Origin of the sequence: Kibdelosporangium aridum, from assembly GCF_900176515.1 — a bacterium.
In the GTDB taxonomy this organism is placed as follows: Bacteria; Actinomycetota; Actinomycetes; order Mycobacteriales; family Pseudonocardiaceae; genus Kibdelosporangium; species Kibdelosporangium aridum.
The window spans coordinates 879,382-904,131 of the sequence record NZ_FWXV01000003.1; the positions used below are offsets into that span (position 1 = coordinate 879,382).

Below are 24,750 nucleotides of genomic sequence, written 5' to 3' on the forward strand. Positions count from 1 at the left end.
CCAAGGGCGAACGACGCAGCGTGGCCGAATGTTCCCCCGTCAGTGTCCTGAGGCCCGGTCGACGAGCAGGTCAACCGCCTTACGCACGCTGGCCGCACGGACTTCGTGCCGATCACCGGCAACAGTGATCGTCGCCACGTTCGCGCCTGTCGGCCCGGCGACGCCGAGATGAACAGTGCCCGGCGCGACGCCGTCCTGCGGGTCCGGTCCGGCCACGCCGGTCAGCCCGATCCCCCACGTCGCCCCGCAGCGATCCCTGGCCCCGGTCGCCAGTTGGACGGCGACCTCGGGGTCGACCGCGCCGCGAGCGGCGAGCAATTCAGGGTCGACTCCGGCGAGTCCCCACTTGAGATCCGTCGCGTAGACCACGAACCCGCCGCGCACGACGGCGCTGGAGCCGGGCACGGTCGTGAGCGCGGCCGCGACGAGGCCCGCGGTGAGCGACTCAGCGGTCGCGACCGTCTCCCCGCGGTCCTTCAGGGAGGCGATCAACGCGACGAGCTTGTCCTCGGACAGGCCGAGAGCTGTCGCGAGTGGATTCACGGCGCGGCTCGCCGCGCGCGGATGCCCTTCGCCCGCAGCCGGAAGGCGCGGAACACGTAGTCGAGCCCGGTGACCACGGTCAGCGCGACGGCCAGGCCCATCAGGATCCAGTTGACCACGTCGAAGAACGCGGGCAGCGGCGCGAGGAAGAACCCGATCGCGATGATCTGGGTGAGTGTCTTGGCCTTGCCGCCTGGGCTGGCCGGGATGACGCCGTAGCGGATCACCCAGAAGCGCAGCAAGGTCACGCCGATCTCCCGTGCGGCGATCACGATCGTCACCCACCACGGCAGTTCGCCGAGGATGCTCAGGCCGAACAGGGCCGCGCCGGTGAGCGCCTTGTCCGCGATCGGGTCGGCGACCTTGCCGAAGTCGGTGACCAGGCCGTGTTTGCGGGCCAGCCAGCCGTCGAGCTGATCGGTCAGCGAGGCCACCGCGAAGATGACGGTCGCCGCCAGCCGCCAGCCGAAGGACTGGCCACCCTCGGTGAACAGGGCGATCAGGAAGACCGGCACCAGGACCAGCCGGCTGACCGTGAGGATGTTGGCGACATTCAACAGAGGCACTTGGCTCATTTGACTGGCCTCCGCGGCCGAAACCACCTCCGGGGTGGGCGGCGGCACAGGCACGGGCGCCTGTGTCTCGTGCGGGTCGGCGGGCGCGGTGCTCACGTCACGACCTCAAGGGCACGAACGATCAGGTCCACACCCTCAGCACTCTGCACACGGCACCGCACGAAATCACCAACGGCAAGACCGTCGCCGTCCTCGATCACGCATTCGCCGTCAACCTCTGGCGCCTGATGGGCGGCACGGCCGATGACCTCATCATCCGCCTGCTCGACCATCACGATCACCTCGTCGCCGACGCGATCCTCGGCCCGTTCCATGGTGAGCTGCTCGACCAGGGCGGAGATCCGCGCGACCCGCTCGGTCACGGTGTCCTCGTCGTGCTTGTCATCGAAGCCCGCGGCCTCGGTGCCCTCCTCGTCGGAGTAGCCGAACACGCCGACGGCGTCCATCCGCGCGCCGATGAGGAACCGTTCGAGCTCCTGCAGGTCCTCTTCGGTCTCCCCGGGGAAGCCCACGATCACGTTGGTCCGGATGCCCGCGTTGGGTGCCAGTGCGCGGATCTGCTCGGTCAGGCCGAGGAAGCTGTCGCAGTCGCCGAACCGGCGCATCCGGCGCAGCACCTTGCCGCTGCCGTGCTGGAAGGACAGGTCGAAGTAGTCAGCGACACCCGGTGTGGTCGCGATCGTCGTCACCAGGCCGGGCCGCGTCTCGGCCGGCTGCAGGTACGACACGCGCACCCGCTTGATCCCGTCCACCGCGGCCAGCCGCGCAAGCAGCTTCTCCAGGTGGTCCATGCCACGGCCGAAGTCCTTGCCGTACGAGGTGGAGTTCTCGCTGACGAGGAACAGTTCGCGGGCGCCGTTCTCGGCCAGCCACGCGGCCTCGGCGAGGATCTCCTCGGGCATCCGTGACACGAAAGCGCCACGGAACGAAGGAATCGCGCAGAACGTGCACCGCCGGTCGCACCCGGACGCGATCTTCAGCGCGGCGACCGGCGAGTCGTCCAGCCGGGTGCGCATCACGCGCGGGCCCCAGCCATGACCGGGCACGGCCAAGTCGGTGTCGCGCCGCTGCACCGGGCTGATCGGCAGCAGCGTGCGCCGGTCAACGGGAACATGCGACTCGACCTGTTTGCCGTGCACCACCTCGTCCAGCCGCGCGGCCAGCTCCGGGTACTCGTCGAAGCCCAGGACCGCGGACGCCTCCGGCATGCTCTCGGCGAGCTCCTTGCCGTACCGCTCGGCCATGCACCCGACCGCGACGACCTTCGCGCCGGTGTCGGCGGCGGCCAGCAGCGTGTCGACAGAGTCCTTCTTGGCCTGTTCGACGAAGCCACAGGTGTTCACCACGATCACCTCGGCGTTGTCCGCCTCGGACAGCTCCCAGCCGCTGCCGGTCAGGCGCCCGGCTAGCTCCTCGGAGTCGACCTCATTGCGGGCGCATCCGAGGGTGAACATGGCTACGCGCCGCTTCGCGGTGGGAGAAGACACCGAATCAGGGTAACTGCCCGCACGGCATGACTCCGACCACACTGCGGGCCCTCGCGCCGCTGGCATGGGGCAGTTCAACAGGCAGGGGGATAAATTAGTCGGCAGGTAGAAGACAACTTGGTTGGACGAGTGGACGACACGACGGTTGTGCGGCGCGCCCGCGCCACGGATGTCCGGGAGATGAAGACCATCATCGACCGGTATGTCGGCAAGGTTTTGCTGGCCAAGCAGCTGGTCACGCTGTACGAGGACATCCAGGAGTTCTGGGTGGCCGAGCAGGACGGCAAGCTCGTCGGCTGCGGTGCGTTGCACGTGCTCTGGGAGGACATCGCGGAGATCCGCACGATCGCGGTGCTGCCGCAGACCCTGGGCACCGGCATCGGCCACGCCATCTTGGAGCGGCTGATCGCGACGGCCAAGGAACTCGGTGTGTCGCGGTTGTTCGCGTTGACGTTCGAGGTCCAGTTCTTCCAGCGGCACGGGTTCCGGGAGATCCAGGGCACTCCGGTCAGCCCCGAGGTGTACGAGGAGATGCGGCGCTCGCTCGACCAGGGTGTGGCGGAGTTCCTCGACCTTCCCTATGTGAAGCCGAACACCCTCGGCAACAGCCGGATGGTGCTCGAACTCTAGGGTCCACTGTGGACAAGGAGGCTGGTGAGGTGGCGGCGTAGTACGGCCACCGTCGTCGCCGGGTCCATCCGATCGGGGTGCAGTGCCGCCTCCATCGCCAGCCCGTCGAGCAGGGCACACAGGCGACGGGCTTCCAGGGCGATGTCGACGTCCGGGGCCAGCCGGCCCGATCTGCGCCCGCCTTCGAATATCCGGGTGGCGAGGGTGATCAGGTCGTCGTAGACCCCGTCGGCGTGGGACCGCAGTTCCGGGCGCGTACGGGCCGCGTGGACGAACGCCAGCCACACGACTACTTCCCGCCGCCGGGAATCGTCCAGGGGAAGTACCTCCGCGAGCATGTCGAAGGCCACTTCCAGCCGGTCCGCCGCGGTCACGAGCCGGTCGAAGTGACCCGCCAGCCGGTTGCCGACACGCTCGCTCATCGCCTTCATCGCGAAGACCATCAACTCGGCGTGGTTGTCGAAGTAGTGCCGCACCGAGCCGATGGCCAGGCCCGCCTCAGCGGCCACGTTGCGCAGGGACGCCTGTTCCAGGCCGTCTCGCTCGACCACTCTGAACAGCGCTTCGACGACGGCTTCCCGCCGCCGGTCCGGATCGACGATCTTCGGCACACCTTTTTATAGCACGACTGTGCTACGTTGATTTAGCACAGTCGTGCTACATAAACGGAGGGGTGCCATGTGGATGACTGTCGTGGTGATCGCGCTCGTCATCGGCGTGATCGTGAAACGCTTCTTGGGCGAGCCACTCAACGCCCGCGACGTGTTCATCCCGCCGCTGGTCCTCACCGGCATCGGGGTGTACACCCTGGTCAAGGACGTGCAGCCGAGCGGCGGTGACATCGTCTGGATCGTCATCGCCGCCCTGATGGGTCTCGGGTTCGGCGCGCTGCGAGGACTCACCCCACGGCTGTACGCCCGAGACGGTCATCTCTGGCAGCGCTACACGGCATGGACCTTGGTGGTCTGGATAACGTCGATCGCGGTCAACTTCGGGATCGGCTTTCTCGCCACCTCCTCGGGCGTCGCGGCGGAGGCTCGGCCGATGACGCTGTCCATCGGCGTCAGCCTGCTCGGTGAGGCGATCACGCTCGGCCGCCGAGCGTTGGCCATGAAGGTGCCGTTCGCTCCGGAGTCCCCGGACCTCCTGGACCGGCTCAGGTCACGAATACGGTGAACGCCGCCGTCCGCACCACGCCACCGACCCGGAACTCCAGGAACAGCCTGTGCTCGCCACGCTCGGCGAAGTTGGCCTGGAACGTCAGCTCGCCGTCCGGTAGTGCCGTGCCGAGGCGTTGCAAGGGATGCAAGTGCGTGACCGAGTGGAGGATCGCGTTGAACCCGGTCAGGTGGCCGTAGGCGCCGAGGTGTTCCTCCGGCGCGGTCACGGGCGCGCCAGAGGAGTCCGTGATGCGAAGCCGGATCGTCGACGGCTTTCCGACCAACGGCTTGGTCGCGCCATCCGGTCGCGTCACAACAAAGCCGTCGACCTCAGTGGACCCAGCGGGTTCAGGCAACGGCACGAATGTCGTGTCACCGGGGATGATGAAGGCGGAGCCAAGGACTATGGGGTGCAACGGATCGCGGCCGATGAACTCGGCGTACATCCGATACGCGCCACCGTCGGGCACTGAAGCCGTTGTGTGCCAGGTATCTCCGCGAAGCTCTGGGTGAACATGTTGGTATGACTGCATATCGTCGCGTACCACGAAGAAGTGCAGCTGTTTGGTCTGGTTCTCCGGGAAGGTCGTCTCCGGCTTGCCCGACGGGCCGATGATCTTGAACGAGATGGGTACCGAGGAGCCGCGTTCCGCGGGAACCTCGATGGGCTGGAAGCGGAAGCCGTCCTGGTTGTCCGACAAGCCGTCGCTGTGCGGCACGACCGGCGGCGCGACGTGGTGCACGACAGGCGAAGGACGGGTCACCACGTAGCCGACCGCGCCGAAGACCAGCAATATCAGGACGATCAGACCGGTTCGAGTAGCCCAGTGCAGTTGCCGCAACGAGATCCCCTATTCCAAGCAGGGAAACGCCGGTCTGGTGGAGGGAATCGGCAGGGTAACCCCCTCCGCCAGACCGGCGTCGCCATGTCAGCCGGCGAGGTTGGGTTTCACCAGCACGAGGCCTTGCTCGATCCCGCTGATCGCCACGGTTCCACTGGCGTAGAACGGATGCACGTTCCACGCGCCGTTGAACCCGCTGCTGTTGTTGGCCGGGTAGATGTCGAAGTACGCCACCTCGGTCAGCTGGTTCTGCGCGATCCCGGAGATGTCCAGGATCCGCAGGCCCGCACGGTAGTTGGCCTGGTAGCTGTACTTACCGATGATGTACTGGTTGTGGTCAGTCGCCTGGATCGTCGGCGAGGTGTACACGCCGGTGTTGATCGGGTTGTCCAGGTCGCGCACGTCCCAGATGAACGTCTTCGTTCCCGGCCGGTCGGAGTCGAGTTCGTCGTCCAGCAACAGGCGCTGGTGATCGCCGGTCAGCCAGCCCTGGTGGCTGTAGCGAACGCCGGTGTAGCCCTTGCGCGCGATCTGCCGGGGAGCCGACTTCGTCGTCACGTCCACGATGGTCAGCGTGTCGACGTTGTAGTTGAAGCAGATCTCACGGCCTTGGTACGTGGCGTCCGGACCGCGGTAGACCACGCACTGGTTCTCGTGGACGTAGCCGTCGTTGCTCACACAGCCCGCGTTCACCGGGTTCTTCGGGCTGCGGACGTCGACCATGTGCACGCCGCCGTTGCACGTGTTGGAACCGACGGCGTAGATGAAGCCGGTCTCGTTGTTCACGGCGAGCGTGTGCGACGGACCGAAACCTGTGTACCGCGCGTCCGGCGTGAAGGTCTGCGGTGTGGTGACGGTGCGCAGCCTGGTCAGGTCGAACACCTGCATGCCGTGCCCGCTGATGCCGTCAGCGCCGATGTAAGCGTGGTTGTTGTGGACCTTGATGTCTCGCCACGAGCTGCTGGTTCCGTTGTGGGACGGCAGGTTTCCGAGGTACTTGGGCGCAGTCGGCGTGGAGATGTCGACGAACGAGGCCCCGTTGGACCTGCCCATGATCGCGTATTCCTTGCCGGTGGACGAGTCCGTCCAGCCCCACATGCTGTTGCCCTGACCACCGCCGATGCTCGACAGCGGAAGCACCGACAGCAGGTCGATGTTCTTGCAGGGGTACTGGTTGGCCATGCCGTTCACACACGGCACGGCGGCGGCGCCGGAGACCGCGGAGTCGCGGACCGGCGGTTCCAGGTCGGCCGCGAACTTCGCGTGTGCCGCGCGACCTTCGGGCGAGTTAGGGTCGTGGGCCGAGGCCGGGCTCGACATGATCGCGGCGACACCGACGGCCAGCAAGGCCAGTCCGGTCAGCCGTTCCGGAAACCGCATGACAACTCCTCGACGCAGTGTCAAACAACGGGCAGGGACGCCGTTTGCCGATCTGACGGTAAATCGCCAACACGCGAACCGGGATGAGCCGATCGGCGGGTATCCGAAACTGTTAATTCACCAGATTTTCGCCTTCACCGAGGCTGCAGGGCCATCAACAGGGCGTTGGGCCGCAGAAAAGCCCTGGCCACTTCGCGTACGCGGGGCCCAGGGGCAGGACGCAGCTCCCACTTCTGGCTGACGGTCACCAACGCCGTCGCCAGCTCGGCCAAGGCGAAGGCCTCACCGATGCACCGGTGGCGGCCCGCGCCGAACGGCACCAGCGAACCCGCCTTGGGCCACTCGCTCGCCCGCGGGTCGAGCCACCGGTCAGGGTCGAATCGCAAGGGATCAGTGAACAACGCCGGATCGCGGTGCAACGCGGGCATGCTGATCATGACCTGCGCACCCGGCGCGACGGTCACGTCGCCGAGTTCGACCGGTGCCAGCGCCTTGCGCATCAGCAGCCAGACCGGCGTATGCCTGCGGACAGTCTCGGCGACCACTCTCTCCACATAGGACAATTTCGCCAGGTCCGCCGCCGTGACCGGCCGTCCGGCCAATACGGTGTCCACTTCGTCGAACACCTTGCGCCGTACGTCCGGATTCACTGCCAGTTCATGGAACGCCCATGACAGCGTGATCGCTGTGGTGTCGGTCCCGGCCATCAGGATGTTCATCACCTGTGTACGGATCTCGGTGTCGGTCATCTCGCTGCTCACCAGCATCGACAGCAGGTCGCCGTGGTCGGCACCGGACTCCCGGTACGCCTTGATCACCTCGTCGACGATCGCGGTCAGCCGTCGCAGCCCTGCGTCGAACTGGCGATTACCGGGAGTGGGAATTCGTTCGTACACGTCCGGCAACATCGCGCGTTTGGTCACGCCGTTCAAAATCGGTCCGAGTGAACGGCACACCTCCGTCACTGCCGCAGTTCCAAGGTCCGCGCGGAACAACGCCTTTGCGGTGACCGCGAGCGTCAGGCGGGAAACCGCACGGTCGAGCCGGACGATCTGACCGGGCCGCCAGGAATCGACAAATTCACGCATTTCCGAGCGCATGACGTCGACATACGTGGCTATCCGATCACGGTGAAATGCGGGTTGCATGATCCGCCGCTGACGCATATGCACTGGTTCGTCGGCCGTCGCCAATCCGTCACCGAACAATTGCCGAGCCTTCGCAAATATCTGGCCGCGGCCGAACTGATGCGCGTCGGTCACCAGTACCCGGCGAATCAGATCCGGTGAATTGATCTGATGGATCGGCACGGTGCCCAGATAGAACGTGACGACGTCGCCCTGCGACCGCAGTCCCTGGATGAACTTCATCGGGCCGCGCGCCAGCGCGAGCGCATGCCCCAGCCCAGGCACGCGACCGGCTGCGACCGTCACCGCCCCCACCCCGGCCTTCAGTTAGCGATCAGGGCTTACGCGCCACCGCCGCCAGCAACGATGAGTGCGCGGGCAGCGCGCGCACGAGCTGCAGCCGCGTGTCCGGCCGCCACTGCGACGTGTAGACCACCCCAGGTTCCGCCACCTCCAGCCCGTTGAGCAACTCCTCGATCCACTCCCGTGAGCGCGCCACGCCCGCACTTGAGGTGGTCTTCGACAGCTCCACCAGCCGGTTCACCTCGTCCGCGCCGTCCGCCCCGCTGTCACTGATGTGCGAAAGCACCAAATAGCTGCCTGGTACGACCGCCTCCATGTAGCGCTCGACCGTCTGCACGGCTTGCGCCGCGTCGAGCACGTAGTGCAGGGAGGACGCCATCAGCACCGCGATCGGCTCGTCGAAATCCAGCAACGCCGTGGTCGTGGGGTGGTTCAGGACGACATCGACGTCCCGCATGTCCGCGCCGATCATCTCCACGCCGTCCACTCCGGACAGGATGAGACCGGCGTGCGCCACCGCGACCGGCTCCTGTTCCACGTAGACGACCCGCGCACCGGGGTCGGTCTCGCGCGCGATCTCGTGCACGCTCTTGGCCGTCGGCATGCCCGAACCGAGATCGAGGAACTGCCGGACGCCCGCGTCGGCGCAAAACCGCACGGCACGGGTGAGGAACTGCCGATTGTGCCTGGCCAGCTCACGCACCCACGGCATCCGATCAATCGCCGCCTGCGCCATCATTCGGTCGATATCGAAATTCCAGCTCCCGCCGAGCAGATAGTCGTACACCCTGGCCGGACTCGCTCGCCCCACATCGATGTCGACCGGTATCCAGGTCGCATGATCCGTCACTGTCGGTTCACGCTCCTTCGCTTATCACCGGGAACGAATCGGAAAGGCACAAACGCTACCGCTCGATCGGGACAGAATGCGCAACACTACCCGATCGGATGACTTGCGCACACGCCGAGACGTACCGGAGGTAGCATCCACGCTCGCATTCATCACCAATTCGGGAGATGACGCTTCCGTGCGACAGCGACGAACACTTGTCGGTGTATTGATCTCCGCTCTCACTCTTTCCGCGACAACTCTGACTGCGGCGACATCCGCCGCTGCGGACTCGGCGCGCTGCACGACAGTCAGCGTGCCCGTGATGCTCACCTTATTGCCACAAACCGTTCGCGGTCAGCTGTGCCTGCCCGCGGACAGAACCCCGTCAACCGTGCAGCTCCTTGTGCATGGCGGTACGTACAACCGGGCTTATTGGGACATGCCGGCCAGCGACGGGCGGTACTCCTATCAACGCCATATGGCCGCCGCGGGACTGGCCACGTTCGCGATCGACCTCCTGGGATCAGGCGAAAGCTCGCAGCCTCTGAGCACGCTGATCACCGGCACCACCGCGGCTTCGGTCGTGCACCAGGTCGTCTCGAAACTCCGGTCCGGCGCGGCCGGCGGGATCCGGTTCAGCAAGGTCATCCTTGGCGGGCACTCGATGGGCTCCGGCATCGTCGTCCTCGCCGCGGCGACCTACCGCGACGTCGACGGCGTGCTGCTGACCGGGATGACGCACTCCATGGATCTGTTGGCGCTCACCGCGATCTTCGTCGACGGTGTGCGGCCTGCCATCCTCGACCCACAGTTGTCCCGGCGGGGCGGCGACCTCGGGTACGTCACCACGATGCCCGGCACTCGCGGGGTGTTCCACCTGCCCGGCGACTTCCTGCCCACCATCCTGGCGGCCGACGAGGCCACCAAGGACCAGGTGTCCGCGACAGTCGTGCCGGACCTGCTGACCCTGGCGTTCCAAGGGCCGATGTCCCTGGGAATCAACGTTCCCGTGCTGATCGCCAACGGCGACGACGACACGCTGTTCTGTGCGTACAACTGCTCCAGCGAAGCGGCGCTACGGGCCGCGGAGGCGCCGTACTTCAGCTCGGCCGCGCAGCTCAGCGTGCACCTCACGCCGGACGCCGGGCACTCGGTTGCCTTGTCAGAGCACGCGAACACGCACCGTGCGGCCATCCGCGCCTGGATACGGGAACGCTTCGGCGACTGACATATGACCGCGCCACAGGCATACCGCATGTCGACACGGGACAAGATCGTCCGACGGTGGGCAACCGCGGTCACTGCGAACACCCATGTTCCGATGCAGGCCGACGAGTTCCACCAGCGGCTCGCCGGCCTGCTCGACGACCTGCTCGACGCGCTGACCAGCGACCCCTTCACGCCGGACCCGGCGTTCCTGTGCGGTGTCCGGTTGGTGGAAATGCACTGCGGCACCACCGAAAGCATTCGGTCCACAATGGACTCGCTTGGTGCCGGGCTTGCCACGATGCCGGAACTGGCCGGGTTGCCCAGGCGCACCGAACGCATCTTCTCCACGCTCGGCGCGCTGACCGCTGGGTACAGCGAGGCGACAAGGCAGTCGACGTTCATCCAGCAGGAAGCCGTGCACCGGGCTTCACTGACCGCGCTCGGCGACGTCCACCGCAAGCTGCGGGACGTCTCGGCGGAACTCGACGAGGTGCTGAACGGGTGCTCCACCGGAGTCGCACTGATCAAAGAGGACGGCCGGTTCATCCGTGCCAACGCGGCCTTCCGTGAAGTCCTTGGCTACGAACCGAAAGAGCTCGCCGAGCGGACACTTTTCGGTGTCGTCCCACCGGAGGACGCCGGGCTGTTCCGCTCGCTGCTCGCCGGTGGCACGCGTCATTTCGAGCGCAAGCAGCAACTGATCGGCAAGGACCAGCAGGTGTCGTGGACACGGCTGACGTTGTCCCGGCCACGGCAGGCCGGTTTCGTGATCGTGTTCGAGGACCGGACCGAACTGGAACTGCTGCAGAGCCGTGTGAACCACATGGCGCTGCACGACATGCTGACCGGGCTGCCCAACCGCCAGTACTTCACCACCAGGCTGGAGACCGCGCTGGCGCGCGGTGTCACGCTCTGCCAGCTCGACATCGACGGGTTCGCCGCGATCACCCGCGGCCTCGGCAGGCAGGTCGGGGACAACGTGCTGATGCACGTCGCACAGCGTCTGCAGGCCGCGGTCGCGGCCGACGACACGATGGTCGCCCGGTTCGGAGCGGACGAATTCGCTGTGCTGATGCCGACGACCGAACCGGAGATGATCGTCCGGCATGTGCAGGAGGCCCTGCGGCAACCGATCGAGGTCGCCGGGCACCACATCGTGCTGAGCGCGTCGATCGGCGTTGTCAACGCCGTCGGCACCAACCCGGCCGATGCGCTCGACGCAGCCGAACTGGCGCTTGCCCGCGCGCAACGGCTCGGCCCCGGCCAGTGGTCGCTGTTCGGCCCGCAGGATCGAGAACGCGCGATAGCCACCGCGGTGTTGCCGACAGCACTGCAGACCGGCCAGGTCACCGTGCAGTACCAGCCGCTGCACCGGTTTCCTGGCAAGCAGAAGATCGGCTACGACGCCCAGCTCTCCTGGGGCAGCCTGTCGCATTGGGACTGTCTCGGCCGGGCGGAGAGCTGGTTGTTGCGCACGGTGTGCTCGGCAGGCCCGAACCTGCCCGTGCACATCGGGGTGAACTCGCCTGATCCCGGTGAGGTGGAACAGATCGCGGCCGAGGCCGGCCGTGAACTTGACCGGCTCTGCCTGAGCGTCCGCGGCGGCGACGGGCTGTTGCCGTTGGCCGACACCGGCGTGGGCCTCGAGATCAGGGATTTCGACCTGACCGACCTGGCCTTCCTGGAGGCGTTGCCGATCAAGGCCGTCCGCCTCGACCGGCGCATGCGACACCCAGGCGCGTTGACCACCAAGGCGTTGCGGCACGTCCTCGCGGTGGTGCGCTCCGCGGGTGCGTCGGTCATCGTCGACGGGCTGCCGACGTGGCACGACGCCGAGCGATGGCGCGACCTGGGCGCCGACATCGTCGCCGTTGCTCAGGCGGGCCGGTAGGTGCCGAAGTGCCAGTGGTTTCCTTCGAGGTCGCGCGCGGAGTACTCACGTGAGCCGTAGTCCATGTCGGTGAGCTGCATGGTGATCTCTGCACCCGCGGCCCTCGCCCGATCGTGATGCCCATCCACATCGGACAGAGCGATGTACAGCGAGCAGGGGACGTACTTGAAATCCGCCGACGGCGTATAGGAATAGTCCTCCGGTGCGGAGTTGACCATCACGATGCCGTCATCGAGGCGCAGCTCGGCGTGGGCGACCTTGCCGTCCGGTGTGAGGGTCACATCCGACTTCTCGAACCCGAAGGCCTCGGCGAGCCAGTCGATGGCCTTGACGGCGTCCCGGTAGCGCAACGTTGGATAGATCATGCCGGCAACGCTAAGCCGACGACGGCATGCCTGCTTGGAAAAATGGGATGTGCGCGGGCACGATCCCAGTGATCAGCCTGAAGTCCCGGTTGAGGTGCGACTGGTCGAAGTAGCCGCACTCGTGCGCGATGTCCCCGATCGACTTCCCACCCGCCCGCAGCAGGCGCATCGCGTGCCGGCACCGCAGCACCCTGGCCAGCGACTTGGGCGGCACGCCGATGTGCGAGCGGAACTGGGTCAGCAGATACCGACGGCTGCAGCCCAGCTCGTCGACGAGCGTGCCGATCGAGACGCGGCCTTGCGTCTCGGTGATCCGCTGCCAGGCGTACTCGACCATCGGGGTGGGTGGCCTGCCCTCGTCGAGCCAACGCGGCAGGACGGCGTCCATCACGGCGAACCGGCTTGGCCAGTCGGGTAGTTCGGCGAGGTGTTCGATCAGCCGTTTCGCCTTGGTGCCGATCAGGTCTTCCAGCTCGACGACCACGCCGTTGAGCACGTCCAACGGCACACCGAGCAGGCGGCTGGCGCCAAGTGGGGTGATCATCACCTCGAGCCCGTACTGCTCGCCGATGTACTCGGTGTCCGACCACGTGTCGCTGACCGCGGCGGCGAAACTGCCGTAGGCGCCGCCACCGACCACGTCGATGCGTGGCCCGAAGCTCATGATCAGCGCGACGTCACCGGTCGGCACCTCCCTGCGGCGGACCGCGACGAGCGAGTTCTCCCGGTAGCCGACGTACTGGCGGACCACCGCGCGCAGCGGCTCGGCCGGCTGCTGGGAGACCATCTCCCACCAGCCAGTTTCCGAATTCGACCGGAATACCCGCACGGTGTCTGTCTACCATGGGCCCAGTGCCGGAAATGATCATGCGTGGACGACGGTTTTGGTATCTCGACGTGGGCGAAGGCACTCCGGTGCTCGCGCTGCACGGCACCTTCGGGCGGGCCGAGATCCACCGGCCGCTGGCCGGCATCCTCGGCCCCGGCTACCGCCTGCTCGCCCTTGACCAGCGCGGCCACGGCCGTTCGTCGCACGGCGGGGATTTCAGCAGGGAGGCCTTCGTCGAAGACGCGGCGACATTCCTGCAGGCCATCGGCCCGGCGATCGTGTTCGGGCACTCGTTGGGCGGGGTGAACGCGTACCAACTCGCGGCCAGGCACCCCGACCTGGTGCGGGCCATGATCATCCAGGACATCGGAGCGGTCACCGACGAGCCGGAGGTCGCTCAGCCGGTACTGGACATCAGCTCGTGGCCTCGATTCACCCGGACGAGGGAAGAATTCGTCGAGTTCTTTGCCGACTTCCCGGCGGTCGACTACTTCCTGGCGAGTCTCGTCGAGACGCCCGACGGCTGGCGGATGCTGTACGACTACGACGACATGATGGCCGTGCAGCAGGGCAATGTCGGGCATTGGTGGGATGACTGGCACGGGTCTTCATGCCCCGCGTTGTTGCTGCGCGGCTCGTTGAGTCCATTCGTGTCCGAGGCGCACGCGCAGGACATGCTCAAGCGCCCGAACACGCAGCTTGTGGACTTTCCCGGCAGCGGACATTGGCTACACGACGACGATCCGACACGGTTCGCCGAGGCCGTGCGCTCGTTCACCGGGCAAATTAGTTAGTGGTGCTAACTTCGATCGCGTGACTACTTCGCACGGGCCGCTGACCGGTGTCCGGGTGATCGACCTGGCTTCGGTGGTGATGGGCCCATACGCCGCTCAACTCCTCGGTGACATGGGCGCCGACGTGATCAAAGTGGAGCCACCGGGCGGCGATCTCACCCGCATCACCCGGCCGCAGCGCAATCCCGGCATGGGTGCGCTGGCGTTGAACGTCAACCGGAACAAGCGCGGCATCGTGCTCGACCTGAAGTCCCCCGAGGGTCAGGAAGCGCTGCTCAAACTGGTCGAGGGAGCGGACATCCTGCTCACCAACATGCGGCCGGGCGCTCTGCGGCGGCTGGGCCTGGACTACGAGCGGCTCTCCGCGGCCAACCCCAAGCTGATCTACTGCAACGCCCAGGGGTTCCGTACCGACTCGCCGCAGGCCGGACTGGCGGCCTATGACGAGATCGTGCAGGCCTCATCCGGTCTGGTCGACCTGATGCGCCGCGCCACCGGGACGCCCGACTACGTCCCGTCGATCCTCGCCGACAAGGTCTGCGCGCTGACGATCACCTACTCGGTGTTGGCCGCGTTGGTGCACCAACGCGCGACCGGGCAAGGCCAGCAGGTCGAGGTGCCGATGACGGACACGCTGCTGGCGTTCACCATGGTCGAGCACCTCAGCGGCCAGACCTTCGAGCCGCCGCTCGGGCCGACCGGCTTCAACCGGGCCATGGCGAAACCGCATCGCGCGGTGCGCACAAAGGACGGTTGGGCGTGCATCCTGCCGTACACCGACAAGAACATCGCGGAGTTCTTCCTGGCGGTCGGCGAACCGGAGCTGGCGGCGGACGAACGTTTCCAGGACCACGAGCAGCGAGCGCACAACTATTCGGCGCTGTACGCGCTCGTCGAGCAGTTCGCTGTCCGGCATACAACGGCAGAGTGGCAGGAGATCTGCGGCGACCGAAGCATCCCCTTCGCCCCGGTGCTAGAGCTGGACGAGGCCGCTGACAACCCCTATTTCGAACCCCTGATCACGCAAGCGATTCACCCGACCGAGGGGCCGTACCGGCAGATCGGGTTTCCGGTGCGATTCTCGGCCACACCAGCGACTATTCGTGAACACTGCCCGACACTCGGCCAACACACCGGCGAAGTACTGGCGGAACTTGGTTTGAACGACCCGAAAGGGGGTAGCGCGCCGGCGGGTTGATCAGCACAGTGGGCTGACCTGGACAAGTCCACAAGGGAGTCAGACGTGCCAAACCTGCTCAAGCGCGCCTCGGTCCTGACAGCCAGTGCCATCACCGCCATCGCACTAGGCACCGGAACGGCCCATGCGGCATTGACCCCATCGCAACTGGCCTCGGTGACTGACGACTACTCCTTCTCGAAGTCGCTGTCCCAGTTCACCTCGATCCGCAACAGCCGCCCGTACGCCGACCAGCTGGACTGGTCCTCGGACACCTGCTCATGGTCGCCGGACAAGCCCCTCGGCTTCAACTTCGCGCCTGCCTGTCACCGCCACGACTTCGGCTACCGCAACAACAAGCGCCAAGGCCGGTGGAACGCCGACAAGAAGCTCCGCGTAGACGACAAGTTCAAAGCAGACATGTACTCCATCTGCGGCGGCAACGTCATCTGCAAGGGCACCGCGAACCTGTACTACTCCGCTGTCCGCAAGTGGGGCACCTGAGTAACTTCGTAGCGTGCTCGAGCCACTCGCGCTGGCAGTTGGCCGCCAAGCAGCCACGCACGCCATCCGAATCTGGCTCGAGCACCGCTTTCGCACGAACGACAAGCGGCGCTCTCGGCAGACCTCAGCTCAGGGCTACGTCCCGCTAGCGGGTGCGTTCGAGGAGGGCGAAGAGGTTGTCCCAGTGGCGCTTTTCGGCTTCCTCGTCGTACGCCGCCGTGTCCGACATCGTGAAGCCGTGCTGCGCGCCTTCGTAGATCTCCGAGCGGTATGTCACGCCCGCCGCGTCCAGAGCCGCCTCTAGGATCTTGATCTGCTCCGCAGTCATCGCGTGGTCCTGATCGGCGTGCGCGAAGTACGCCTCGCCCGTGATGTTTCCGACGCTCAGGTGCGGGCTGTCCGGTTCATCCGTTGCGAGGCGGCCGCCGTGGAATGACGCCACCGCTTTGATTCGCGAGGGGAACGCCTCGATCGCACGCAACGCGTTCGTGCCGCCCATGCAATAGCCCATGACTACCACTGGCCCCGGCGCAACGCCTTGCTGCGCCGCGAAGAAGTCCAAATAGGACTCTGTGTCACTGGTTATCGTCGCGGTGTCCAGTTGCCGGATGAACGGCATGATCTTGCCGAACAACGCGCCGCGCTGTTCGGGGTCTTGGAGGGCGGCCAGGTCGAACTGGGGGCACGGACCGCCTCGGTACAGGATGTTCGGCGCCAGGACCGCGTAGCCTTGCGCCGCGATACGGTCGGCCATTTCGAAAAGCCTTGGGCGTAGGCCGAAGGCGTCCTCGAAGAACAGCACTCCCGGGTGTGGCCCGCCTTCCGGGACCACCAGGTAGGAATCGGCTATTCCGTCCTTTGTGGGCACATCGACCATCATCCGAAAAGCTCCTGTCACCAGCGAAATCGTCCCGCTGGCGACATTACTCCTCTTCTTCGGGCGCAGGCCCGCCCCCGCCGCGGATCGAGTACAGCACCGATTCCAGTTCTTCCGGTTTGACCAGAACCTCCCGTGCCTTCGAGCCTTCCGACGGCCCGACCACGCCTCGGCTCTCCAGCAAGTCCATCAGCCGCCCGGCTTTCGCGAAGCCGACCCTGAGCTTCCGCTGCAGCATCGACGTCGAGCCGAACTGCGATGTCACGATCAGTTCCGCGGCTTGCAGCAGTACGTCCAAGTCGTCGCCGATGTCGGCGTCGATCTCCTTCTTCTCGCCGCCGCTCGCGGTCGTCACGCCCTCGGTGTACTCGGGCTGTGCTTGGTCCTTGGTGAACGCGACGATTGCCTGGATTTCCTCGTCGCTGACGTACGCGCCCTGCACGCGGATCGGCTTGGAGGCACCCATCGGCAGGTACAGGCCGTCGCCCATGCCGATCAGCTTCTCCGCGCCCGGCTGGTCCAGGATGACCCGCGAGTCGATCAGCGACGACGTGGCGAAGGCCAGCCTTGAGGGCACGTTGGTCTTGATCAGGCCGGTCACCACGTCGACCGACGGCCGCTGCGTCGCCAGCACCAGGTGGATGCCCGCGGCCCGGGCTTTCTGGGTGATCCGGACGATCGCGTCCTCCACGTCCCGTGGCGCGGTCATCATCAGGTCCGCGAGCTCGTCGACGATCGCCAGGATGTACGGGTACGGCCGGTATTCGCGCTCGCTGCCGGGCGGCGCGGTGATCTCGCCGGAGCGCACCTTCTTGTTGAAGTCGTCGATGTGCCGGACCCGGTTGGCCTGCATGTCCTGGTAGCGCTGCTCCATCTCCTCGACCAGCCACGCCAGCGCCGCCGCCGCCTTCTTCGGCTGCGTGATGATCGGCGTGATCAGGTGCGGGATGCCTTCGTACGGCGTCAGCTCGACCATCTTCGGGTCGACCAGCACCATCCGTACCTCGTCCGGTGTCGCTCTGGCCAGCAGGGACACCAGCAGCGAGTTGACGAAGCTCGACTTACCGGAACCAGTCGACCCGGCGCACAGCAGGTGCGGCATCTTGGCCAGGTTCGACGTGACCATGTTGCCTTCGATGTCCTTGCCGAGGCCGACGACCATGGGATGCGTGTCGTTGACCGCGACCGGCGAGCGCAGGACGTCCCCAAGGCGGACCATCTCACGGTCGTTGTTGGGCACCTCGATGCCCACCGCGGACTTCCCGGGGATCGGTGCGAGCAACAGGATGTTGTCGGTGGCCACCGCGTACGCGATGTTCTTGGTCAGCGCGGTGATCTTCTCGACCTTCACGCCCGGGCCGAGCTCGACCTCGTAGCGGGTCACGGTCGGCCCCCGGGTGAAGCCAGTGACCTGGGCGTCCACGTTGAACTGCTCGAGAACGCCGGTGATCGCCTCGATGATCATGTCGTTGGCGCGGCTGCGGCTCTTCGGCACGTCGCCCTCTTCAAGCAGCGACGGCGGCGGCAGTTCGTAGTCGCCTTCCACGACCCGTGCCGTGGCCATCGGCAGCTTTTCCTGAACCGCCTGCTTCTTCGGCTTCGGCTCGCGCGGCTTGGGCGGCGGCGTCGGCTCTTCGAGCGGCAGGGGCGCAGGTGGCGGCTCCTCGCCCGCGGCCGGCTCGGCCATGGAGGCCTGGCGGCGGCGCGAGGGGCGCCGGAGTTTGACCTCGGCCGCCGGCTCGGCGAGCTCGGCCTGCTCCTGCTCTTCCGCGACGTCGTCGGGGTCACGGCCGAGGTCGCGCAGCCGGTTCGGGATCTCCTTGATGGGCGTGCCGGTGAACAGCAGGATGCCGTACGCCAAGGCCAGGATGAGCAGCGGAAACGCGACCCACGCGGTCACACCGGCGGCGAGCAGGCCGCCGGAGACGTAGCCGAGCACACCGCCGCCGAACATCTGCTCGGCGTTCGTCTCACCGCCGTTGAGCAGGTGCAACATGCCCAGTAAAGCGAACGTCATCAGCAACGAGCCGATGACCAGCCTCGATCTGGCGTCGGGCTTGGGGTCGGACCGCATCAGCGTGACACCGATGACGATGAGGACGAGCGGGAACGCCACCGCGCCCGCGCCGATGACCGACCGGACACCGATTTCGACGTTCCGGCCAATCGGACCGGCCGCCCGCCACCACACGGCAGCCGCGATGATCACCGCCAACGCGATGTAACCGAACGCGAGACCGTCCCGCCGATGCGCGGGGTCGAGGTCCTTGGTCTTGCCGAGGGTGCGCGCGAGCCCGCCGACGCCCTTCGCCAGCAGGTTCCACGTGCCCTTGATGGCTTTACCTGCGGTTCCTTTGGATTTGCGGGCCGGGGCAGGCTTCCTCGCCGCCGCAGCGGGCTTCTTGCGTGCGGTGGTTCGCTTGGCGGTGGTGGAGCGGCTCGTCGCCATGCGTCCCACGGTAGTCGCCCTAGCCTCTCTGGTCCCAGCCGTCACAGGCCAGCCCAGGTCGCAAGGTCATGACCCGGGCATGCCATGCTCCGCACCATGGTTGCGCTGTACCGGGACGGACACGAGCCGACACGCCGCTTCACGACGGGTTCACCCATTTCGCCCGTCTGGCGGGGGATGCTCGAGACGAATCGTGGTTTTGTCGCACTGGCCGGCAACCTCGAAGTGACCGGCACGGTGCCGAAAGACCTGCTGGACGGCCCGCTGGTGCTGGCCGCGAACCACATCGGGGTGTTCGACCCCTTCGTGCTGACCAAGGCGTGCTACCAGATCGGCATCGCGCCGCGGTTCATGCTGGCCGCGGGCCTGCTGGACACCCCGGTCGTCGGCTGGGGCCTGCGGCACGCCGGAGCGCTGCGCGTCGAACGCGGCAAGGCGACCGTGCTGGAGTCCTTCGCCAAAGCCGTCGAGGCGATCAAGCAGGCGGACGCACCGCTGCTGGTCTACCCCGAAGGCCGGATCACGCACGAGCGCGGCATGTGGCCGGAGCGCGGGAAGACCGGCGTCGCCCGGATCGCGCTGGCCGCCAACGCCCGCGTCGTGCCCATCTCGCAGTGGGGCGCGCACGAAGCGGCCTACTGGGGAACCGAAACGGTGACGGGCTGGTCGGACGTGAAGCCCGTGCTGACGTCGTTCCTGCGCGGAATCACCAGGCGCCCGACGTTCAAGGTGCACTTCGGCGACCCGGTGGATCTTTCCGACCTCTCAGCGGACAAACCAGGCGACGCGGTCCGCGCCCACAAACGGATCATGCAGGCGATCACCGACAACTTGGCGCCGCTGCGCCCGGATGAGCCGCATCTGCCGAAGTTCCACGACCCGACGCGGCCGACCGACACCGTCTCCCCTTGGCGGGATTGATTCATCTGGCTGACAGCCATTCGGACGTACGACGGTCAACTGTGGCGTACGGTCGCGCCAGCTGACCACGCTAGGCTCGCCGGGCAACTCGACCGGTTGCTGATGGGGAGGCAGTGATGCGTTGGGTACTACCACTTCTGCTGTTGATGGCGGCGTGCTCGAACTCGACAGACGGTGTTCCCACACCTGCGCCCGAAACGGAAGAGAAGGTCCTCGACGGCCGTAACGTGGAGGACGGGGTCAAGAGGATTCTCAACGAGCGGTACAGCGACAACGCCGAGTCGGTTACTTGTCCTGACGACCAACCCGTCAAGGTCGGTCACACGTTCACCTGCGACGTCACCGTCAGCGGCGAACAGCGCAAGGTGACGATCACCGTGCGATCGGAGGAGAACGCCGAGTACGAAGTCAGCCAGCCCCAGTAACGATCTCAGGCGCTGGGAAAACTCCGCGCATCCAACCCTGACTCGCGCGCAAACTCGCCTGCGTGACCCCTGATCGCGCTCGTGGAACGGTTCTTGTCCTGGCCGCGTCGGTGTTCTCGGCCAGCTCTGGGCCGTTGGCCAAGCAGGCCATGGCGGCCGGGTTGACGCCTCAACAGGTTGTCAGTGTTCGGATCAGCTTGGCCGCCCTGCTGTTCCTCGGCGGGCTTGCCGTCGTCAAGCCGCGGCTGTTGCGGATAAGGCTCGCTGACTGGCGGGTGCTGCTTGGTTTCGGGCTGTTCGGTGTCGCCGGGGTGCAGGCGATGTACTTCATCGCGGTGGCACGGGTGCCGGTGGGCATCGCGATGCTGTTGGAGTTCACCGCTCCGGTCCTGGTCGCGCTGTGGGTGCGGTTCGTCCGCGGCACGGTCCTTCCGGCGAAGGCGTGGGCTGGGACCGCGCTTGCGTTGCTGGGCTTGGCGATGGTCGCGCAGGTTTGGGAAGGGCTGCGGCTCGACGCGATCGGCCTGCTCGCGGGAGTCGGCGCGGCGGTGTGTGCCGCGTGCTACTTCTTGATCGGCGAGCATGCCCTCACCACAAGGCATCCGTTGACCATGGCGACTTACGGCATGCTCGTCGGTGCCGTGGCGGTTGCCGTCGTGCTCACGCCGCCGTGGGCGCTGCCAGGCGAAATCCTCGCCAGGGAGACGCCAATTGGTCCTGTGTGGACACTCTTGGCGGGCATCGCGGTCTTCAGCACGGTCATCGCCTACACCTTCGGCATGAGCGCCCTACGGCACCTGCCGTCCAATGTGGTCAGTGTGCTGTCGCTGGCCGAGCCGGTGATCGCGACGGCCGCCGCGTGGGCGTTGCTCAACGAACAGCTCAGTGTGATCCAGATCATCGGGGGTCTGACGCTGCTGGGTGGAGCCTTTCTGGTCCAGCGTGCGTCTCAACCCCCAGTGGGACACCAAGTCCATCCCGCGACCGATGACATGGCCTCGGTGCGGCCAGCAAGCTGAACACCTACTGGGGGTAGGGCCCGGCCACACAGGCCGGGCCCTGTCAAAAGTCAGACCGGGATGACGGTCGGCACGATCATCGGACGCCTGCGGTACTTCTCGGCCACCCAGCGGCCGACCACGCGGCGCACGACCTGTGCGATGCGGTGGGTGTCCGTGATGCCCTCGGCCTCGGTCCGTGACAACTCCATCTCGACCAATGCGACGACCTCGTCCAACGCCTTGGGGTCGTCGGAGAAGCCACGTCCGGAGATCGTCGGCGGTGCCACGGCACGGCCGGTGCTGCCCTCCACGGCGACCGTGATCGAGATGAAGCCGCCCTCGCCCAGGATCAGCCGGTCCGACAGCGTCGATTCGCCGACGTCACCCACGGACAGACCGTCCACGTAGACGTGCCCGACCTCGACGCGGCCGGTGATCCGGGCGATACCGTCGATCAGGTCGACGACCACGCCGTCCTCGGCGAGCACGACCTGTTTCTCCGGAACGCCTGTGGCCACGGCCAATGCCGCGTTGGCCCGCAGGTGCCGCCACTCGCCGTGCACCGGCATCACATTGGACGGCCGGACGGCGTTGTACAGGAACAACAATTCACCCGCGGACGCGTGCCCGGACACGTGCACCTTGGCGTTCCCTTGGTGCACAACGTGTGCGCCCAGCCGCGCCAGGCCGTTGACCACACCGAACACCGCGGTCTCGTTGCCGGGGATCAGCGAGCTTGCCAGCACGACGGTGTCCCCCGGGCGGATCGAGATCTGCCGGTGCTCGCCACGGGCCATCCGGGACAGCGCGGACAGCGGTTCGCCCTGGCTGCCGGTGGAGACGAAGAGCACCTCGTGCTCCGGCAGCTCCATCGCGTCGTGCAGGTCGATGAGCAGGTTCTCCGGCATGGTCAGCAGTCCGAGCTCGCCCGCGATGCCCATGTTGCGGACCATCGAGCGGCCGACGAACGCGACCCGCCTGCCGTGCTTCACCGCGATGTCCAGCACCTGCTGCACGCGGTGCACGTGGCTGGCGAAGCACGCCACGATCACCCGCTGGGTGGCCCGGGCGATCACGTTGTCCAGCACCGGGCCGATCTCACGCTCAGGCGTGACGAAGCCGGGGACCTCCGCGTTCGTCGAGTCCACCAGGAACAGGTCCACGCCCTCGTCGCCGAGCTGCGCGAAGCCGCCGAGGTCCGTCAGGCGACCGTCCAACGGCAGCTGGTCGAGCTTGATGTCGCCGGTGTGCAGCACGAGGCCGGCCGGTGTGCGGATCGCCACGGCCAACGCGTCCGGAATGGAGTGGTTGACCGCGAAGAACTCCAGGTCGAAGGGACCCGCTGAGCGCCGCTCGCGCTCGGTCACCTCGACGAGTACGGGGTCCTGCCGGTGTTCCTTGCACTTGGCGGCCAGCAGCGCGAGCGTGAACTTCGAGCCGATCACCGGCACGTCCGCGCGCAGCCTGAGCAGGAACGGCACCGCACCGATGTGGTCCTCGTGCCCGTGCGTGAGCACGATGCCGTCGATGTCCTCCAGCCGGTCCTCGATGGCACGGAAGTCCGGCAGGATCAGGTCGACACCCGGCTGCTGGTCCTCGGGGAACAGCACGCCACAGTCGACGATCAACAGCCTGCCGTCGTACTCGAAGACGGTCATGTTGCGGCCGACCTCGCCGATTCCGCCGAGAGCGACCACGCGGAGCCCACCATCGGCCAGCCGTGGCGGGAGGTTCTGCGAGGTTTCGATCACCTGCTAACGGTCTCAGATGACGATCGCACGGCGTCAGGCAGTCCGAGTGAGACACCGGCCACGGCCAGATCGGCGGCGATGGCGGCGGTCTGCTCCTCGGTCGCGGGCAGAATCGGCAGCCTGGTGTCGCCGACATCCAGGCCACGCAGCCGCAGCGCGGCCTTGACGAACGCAAGGCCAAGACCGGGGCCGGTACGGCCCATCGCGCGGTTCACGGGCAGCAGGCCGCGGTTGATCTCCAGAGCCTTGGTCACGTCGCCGCTCTCGTAGGCGTCGGCCAGCAGCCGCAGGCGATCGGCCGCGACGTGCCCGATCACGCTGACGAAGCCGACTGCGCCGACGGACAGCCACGGCAGGTTGAGCACGTCGTCGCCCGAGTAGTACGCCAGGTCGGTGTTCGCGATCACGTCACAGCCCGCGTTCAGGTCACCCTTGGCGTCCTTCACCGCGACGATCTGCGGGTGCTCGGCCAGGCGGAACAGCGTGGCGGTCTGGATCGGGGTGACCGCGCGCGGCGGGATGTCGTAGAGCATCACCTGCAGGTCCGTCGCTTCGGCGATCGCGGTGAAGTGCGCGATCAAACCGTCCTGCGACGGCCGCGAGTAGTAAGGCGTGACGGCCAGCAGGCCGTGTGCGCCCGCGGCGGCCAGCTGCTTGGAGATGTGCACGCTGTGCGCGGTGTCGTATGTGCTTCCGCCACTCACGATGGTGGCGCGGTCGCCGACAGCCTCGACGACGGCGCGAACCAGGTTGACCTTCTCGTCGTCCGTCGTGGTCGGCGCTTCACCGGTGGTGCCGTTGAGCACCAGACCGTCGTTTCCGAGGTCCACCAGGTGCGCGGCGAGCTCCTGGGCCTTAGCCAGATCAAGCGCGCCACTCGCGTCGAACGGGGTGACCATCGCGGTCAGAACACGGCCGAACGGACGGCCGGGAGCAGCGGAAGGACATCTGGTCATACAGCTGAAGGTACCCCCTCCACCTGGGGGTATTCGCTGCAGCTCCCCCGTCACGGAAATTCGACGGCCGTCGGCTGTCCGTGCTTTAAAAGCTTCGTTTAGTGCCCTTGATCTCCGCCACAGCGACCTCGTCGCCGGAGAATTCGACGCGTGCTTCGTCACGACCGAACGCGTGCAGCAACAGCTCGCCCGGCTCGCCGGAAATGGTCACCGAGTTCGGACCGCGCTTGCCCACGATGGTCTCCCCATCCGGCCGCCTGAGCAGCACGCCGACCACGCTGCGGTGGTACGCGCGGCGCGAAGCGAACCGCAGCGTGCGCCACAGCTGCTCGTCGCGGGCCGCGTCTGACGGCCGTGGCTGCCAACCGGGGACGGCACGGCGTACGTCCTCGTGGTGGATGAAGTACTCGGCGCCGTTCACCAGGTCGTTGAGCACGCCGATGCTGAACGGCGACCAACGCGGCGGGCCGGTGCGCACCAGGCCGACGAGCTCATCCCAAGGCTTGGCGGCGAACTCGTCCTGGACGCGCTGGGTCCGCGCGGCCAGCGAGGACAGCATGATCCCGCCTGCCGCGTCCGGCCTGCGATCCCGAAGCACCAGGTGAGCTGCGAGGTCCTTGGTCTGCCAGCCTTCGCACAAGGTCGGCGCGTCCGGACCGACCTCCTCGAGAAGGATGCTCAGCCGTTCCCGTTCATCGCTTGCGAGGCCCATGTCGCCACGT

The 24,750-nt window shown here is 66.7% G+C and carries 25 protein-coding genes; 10 read left to right on the forward strand and 15 right to left on the reverse strand.

Annotated elements, in window-relative coordinates; translation table 11 throughout:
• Positions 1–39: 39 nt before the first annotated feature.
• The 3 genes from B9C43_RS23035 to rimO form a co-directional block, all read right to left on the reverse strand.
• Positions 40–543 (reverse strand): CinA family protein, encoded by a 504-nt coding sequence (locus tag B9C43_RS23035; protein ID WP_033387059.1) that lies wholly within the window; start codon positions 541–543, stop codon positions 40–42.
• A complete protein-coding gene (pgsA, locus tag B9C43_RS23040; protein ID WP_084429196.1) occupies positions 540–1,118 on the reverse strand; it encodes a CDP-diacylglycerol--glycerol-3-phosphate 3-phosphatidyltransferase in 579 nt (192 codons plus the stop codon). The genes B9C43_RS23035 and pgsA overlap by 4 nt, the downstream gene beginning before the upstream one ends.
• 92 nt (positions 1,119–1,210) lie before the next feature.
• Positions 1,211–2,572 (reverse strand): 30S ribosomal protein S12 methylthiotransferase RimO, encoded by a 1,362-nt coding sequence (gene rimO, locus B9C43_RS23045; RefSeq protein ID WP_143446541.1) that lies wholly within the window; start codon positions 2,570–2,572, stop codon positions 1,211–1,213.
• A 162-nt stretch (positions 2,573–2,734) separates the two neighbouring features.
• Between rimO and B9C43_RS23050 the strand changes: the two genes are divergently transcribed.
• Positions 2,735–3,235, forward strand: a complete 501-nt coding sequence (locus B9C43_RS23050; protein WP_051896466.1) for an amino-acid N-acetyltransferase — start codon at positions 2,735–2,737, stop codon at positions 3,233–3,235.
• Here B9C43_RS23050 and B9C43_RS23055 read toward each other — a convergent pair.
• Complete coding sequence (locus B9C43_RS23055; RefSeq protein ID WP_084428871.1) at positions 3,232–3,846, reverse strand: TetR/AcrR family transcriptional regulator; 615 nt, start codon at positions 3,844–3,846, stop codon at positions 3,232–3,234. The two genes, B9C43_RS23050 and B9C43_RS23055, sit on opposite strands and share 4 nt — an antisense overlap.
• Positions 3,847–3,919: 73 nt before the next feature.
• Here B9C43_RS23055 and B9C43_RS23060 point away from each other — a divergent pair, with 73 nt between their 5' ends.
• A complete protein-coding gene (locus tag B9C43_RS23060; RefSeq protein ID WP_235038774.1) occupies positions 3,920–4,411 on the forward strand; it encodes a CcdC protein domain-containing protein in 492 nt (163 codons plus the stop codon).
• Here the strand turns inward: B9C43_RS23060 and B9C43_RS23065 are convergent.
• The 4 genes from B9C43_RS23065 to B9C43_RS23080 all read right to left on the reverse strand — a co-directional run bounded on the left by B9C43_RS23065 (position 4,392) and on the right by B9C43_RS23080 (position 8,897).
• Positions 4,392–5,237, reverse strand: coding sequence for a hypothetical protein (locus B9C43_RS23065; protein ID WP_084428875.1), 846 nt, complete (start codon positions 5,235–5,237; stop codon positions 4,392–4,394). The two genes, B9C43_RS23060 and B9C43_RS23065, sit on opposite strands and share 20 nt — an antisense overlap.
• Before the next feature lie 87 nt (positions 5,238–5,324).
• The gene (locus tag B9C43_RS23070) at positions 5,325–6,617 is read right to left on the reverse strand and encodes a choice-of-anchor B family protein (protein ID WP_033387076.1); all 1,293 of its coding nucleotides are present in this window, start codon (positions 6,615–6,617) and stop codon (positions 5,325–5,327) included.
• Between the two features lie 134 nt (positions 6,618–6,751).
• On the reverse strand, positions 6,752–8,050 hold the full coding sequence (locus B9C43_RS23075; RefSeq protein WP_143446509.1) for a cytochrome P450: 1,299 nt from the start codon (positions 8,048–8,050) through the stop codon (positions 6,752–6,754).
• Between the two features lie 28 nt (positions 8,051–8,078).
• On the reverse strand, positions 8,079–8,897 hold the full coding sequence (locus B9C43_RS23080; protein WP_084428879.1) for an SAM-dependent methyltransferase: 819 nt from the start codon (positions 8,895–8,897) through the stop codon (positions 8,079–8,081).
• Positions 8,898–9,201: 304 nt separating this feature from the next.
• Between B9C43_RS23080 and B9C43_RS23085 the strand changes: the two genes are divergently transcribed.
• Together B9C43_RS23085 and B9C43_RS23090 are read left to right on the forward strand one after the other, a co-directional pair.
• The gene (locus B9C43_RS23085; protein WP_235038775.1) at positions 9,202–10,107 is read left to right on the forward strand and encodes an alpha/beta hydrolase; all 906 of its coding nucleotides are present in this window, start codon (positions 9,202–9,204) and stop codon (positions 10,105–10,107) included.
• A 27-nt stretch (positions 10,108–10,134) separates the two neighbouring features.
• Positions 10,135–11,979 (forward strand): diguanylate cyclase domain-containing protein, encoded by a 1,845-nt coding sequence (locus B9C43_RS23090; RefSeq protein WP_160096650.1) that lies wholly within the window; start codon positions 10,135–10,137, stop codon positions 11,977–11,979.
• Here B9C43_RS23090 and B9C43_RS23095 read toward each other — a convergent pair.
• Together B9C43_RS23095 and B9C43_RS23100 are read right to left on the reverse strand one after the other, a co-directional pair.
• Complete coding sequence (locus B9C43_RS23095; RefSeq protein WP_033387088.1) at positions 11,964–12,344, reverse strand: VOC family protein; 381 nt, start codon at positions 12,342–12,344, stop codon at positions 11,964–11,966. The two genes, B9C43_RS23090 and B9C43_RS23095, sit on opposite strands and share 16 nt — an antisense overlap.
• Before the next feature lie 10 nt (positions 12,345–12,354).
• Positions 12,355–13,173, reverse strand: a complete 819-nt coding sequence (locus B9C43_RS23100) for a helix-turn-helix transcriptional regulator (protein WP_143446510.1) — start codon at positions 13,171–13,173, stop codon at positions 12,355–12,357.
• 32 nt (positions 13,174–13,205) lie between these two features.
• Between B9C43_RS23100 and B9C43_RS23105 the strand changes: the two genes are divergently transcribed.
• Genes B9C43_RS23105 through B9C43_RS23115 form a run of 3 tightly spaced genes read left to right on the forward strand, consistent with a single transcriptional unit; the run spans position 13,206 to position 15,648 of the window.
• Positions 13,206–13,967 carry an alpha/beta fold hydrolase gene (locus B9C43_RS23105; protein WP_235038799.1) on the forward strand — a complete coding sequence of 254 codons (762 nt, stop codon included), beginning with the start codon at positions 13,206–13,208 and terminating at the stop codon, positions 13,965–13,967.
• Positions 13,968–13,986: 19 nt separating this feature from the next.
• On the forward strand, positions 13,987–15,165 hold the full coding sequence (locus tag B9C43_RS23110) for a CaiB/BaiF CoA transferase family protein (RefSeq protein WP_084428889.1): 1,179 nt from the start codon (positions 13,987–13,989) through the stop codon (positions 15,163–15,165).
• Between the two features lie 45 nt (positions 15,166–15,210).
• Positions 15,211–15,648 carry a phospholipase gene (locus B9C43_RS23115; protein WP_143446511.1) on the forward strand — a complete coding sequence of 146 codons (438 nt, stop codon included), beginning with the start codon at positions 15,211–15,213 and terminating at the stop codon, positions 15,646–15,648.
• A gap of 145 nt (positions 15,649–15,793) precedes the next feature.
• On the opposite strand, the gene B9C43_RS23120 is transcribed toward B9C43_RS23115, so the two are convergent.
• Positions 15,794–16,546, reverse strand: coding sequence for a dienelactone hydrolase family protein (locus B9C43_RS23120; RefSeq protein ID WP_235038776.1), 753 nt, complete (start codon positions 16,544–16,546; stop codon positions 15,794–15,796).
• A gap of 25 nt (positions 16,547–16,571) precedes the next feature.
• The gene (locus B9C43_RS23125; RefSeq protein WP_084428893.1) at positions 16,572–18,974 is read right to left on the reverse strand and encodes an FtsK/SpoIIIE family DNA translocase; all 2,403 of its coding nucleotides are present in this window, start codon (positions 18,972–18,974) and stop codon (positions 16,572–16,574) included.
• A 96-nt stretch (positions 18,975–19,070) separates the two neighbouring features.
• On the opposite strand from B9C43_RS23125, the gene B9C43_RS23130 reads away from it, so the two are divergent.
• The 3 genes from B9C43_RS23130 to B9C43_RS23140 all read left to right on the forward strand — a co-directional run bounded on the left by B9C43_RS23130 (position 19,071) and on the right by B9C43_RS23140 (position 21,339).
• On the forward strand, positions 19,071–19,895 hold the full coding sequence (locus B9C43_RS23130; RefSeq protein ID WP_033387110.1) for a lysophospholipid acyltransferase family protein: 825 nt from the start codon (positions 19,071–19,073) through the stop codon (positions 19,893–19,895).
• Positions 19,896–20,011: 116 nt separating this feature from the next.
• Complete coding sequence (locus B9C43_RS23135; protein ID WP_084428895.1) at positions 20,012–20,320, forward strand: DUF4333 domain-containing protein; 309 nt, start codon at positions 20,012–20,014, stop codon at positions 20,318–20,320.
• A gap of 62 nt (positions 20,321–20,382) precedes the next feature.
• Positions 20,383–21,339, forward strand: coding sequence for an EamA family transporter (locus tag B9C43_RS23140; protein ID WP_084428897.1), 957 nt, complete (start codon positions 20,383–20,385; stop codon positions 21,337–21,339).
• Positions 21,340–21,389: 50 nt separating this feature from the next.
• Here the strand turns inward: B9C43_RS23140 and B9C43_RS23145 are convergent, their stop codons facing one another.
• The 3 genes from B9C43_RS23145 to B9C43_RS23155 form a co-directional block, all read right to left on the reverse strand.
• Positions 21,390–23,072 (reverse strand): ribonuclease J, encoded by a 1,683-nt coding sequence (locus B9C43_RS23145; RefSeq protein ID WP_033387096.1) that lies wholly within the window; start codon positions 23,070–23,072, stop codon positions 21,390–21,392.
• Positions 23,069–24,028 carry a 4-hydroxy-tetrahydrodipicolinate synthase gene (gene dapA, locus B9C43_RS23150; protein WP_084428899.1) on the reverse strand — a complete coding sequence of 320 codons (960 nt, stop codon included), beginning with the start codon at positions 24,026–24,028 and terminating at the stop codon, positions 23,069–23,071. The genes B9C43_RS23145 and dapA overlap by 4 nt, the downstream gene beginning before the upstream one ends.
• Positions 24,029–24,113: 85 nt before the next feature.
• On the reverse strand, positions 24,114–24,740 hold the full coding sequence (locus B9C43_RS23155; protein ID WP_033387101.1) for a TIGR03085 family metal-binding protein: 627 nt from the start codon (positions 24,738–24,740) through the stop codon (positions 24,114–24,116).
• Positions 24,741–24,750: the final 10 nt, after the last annotated feature.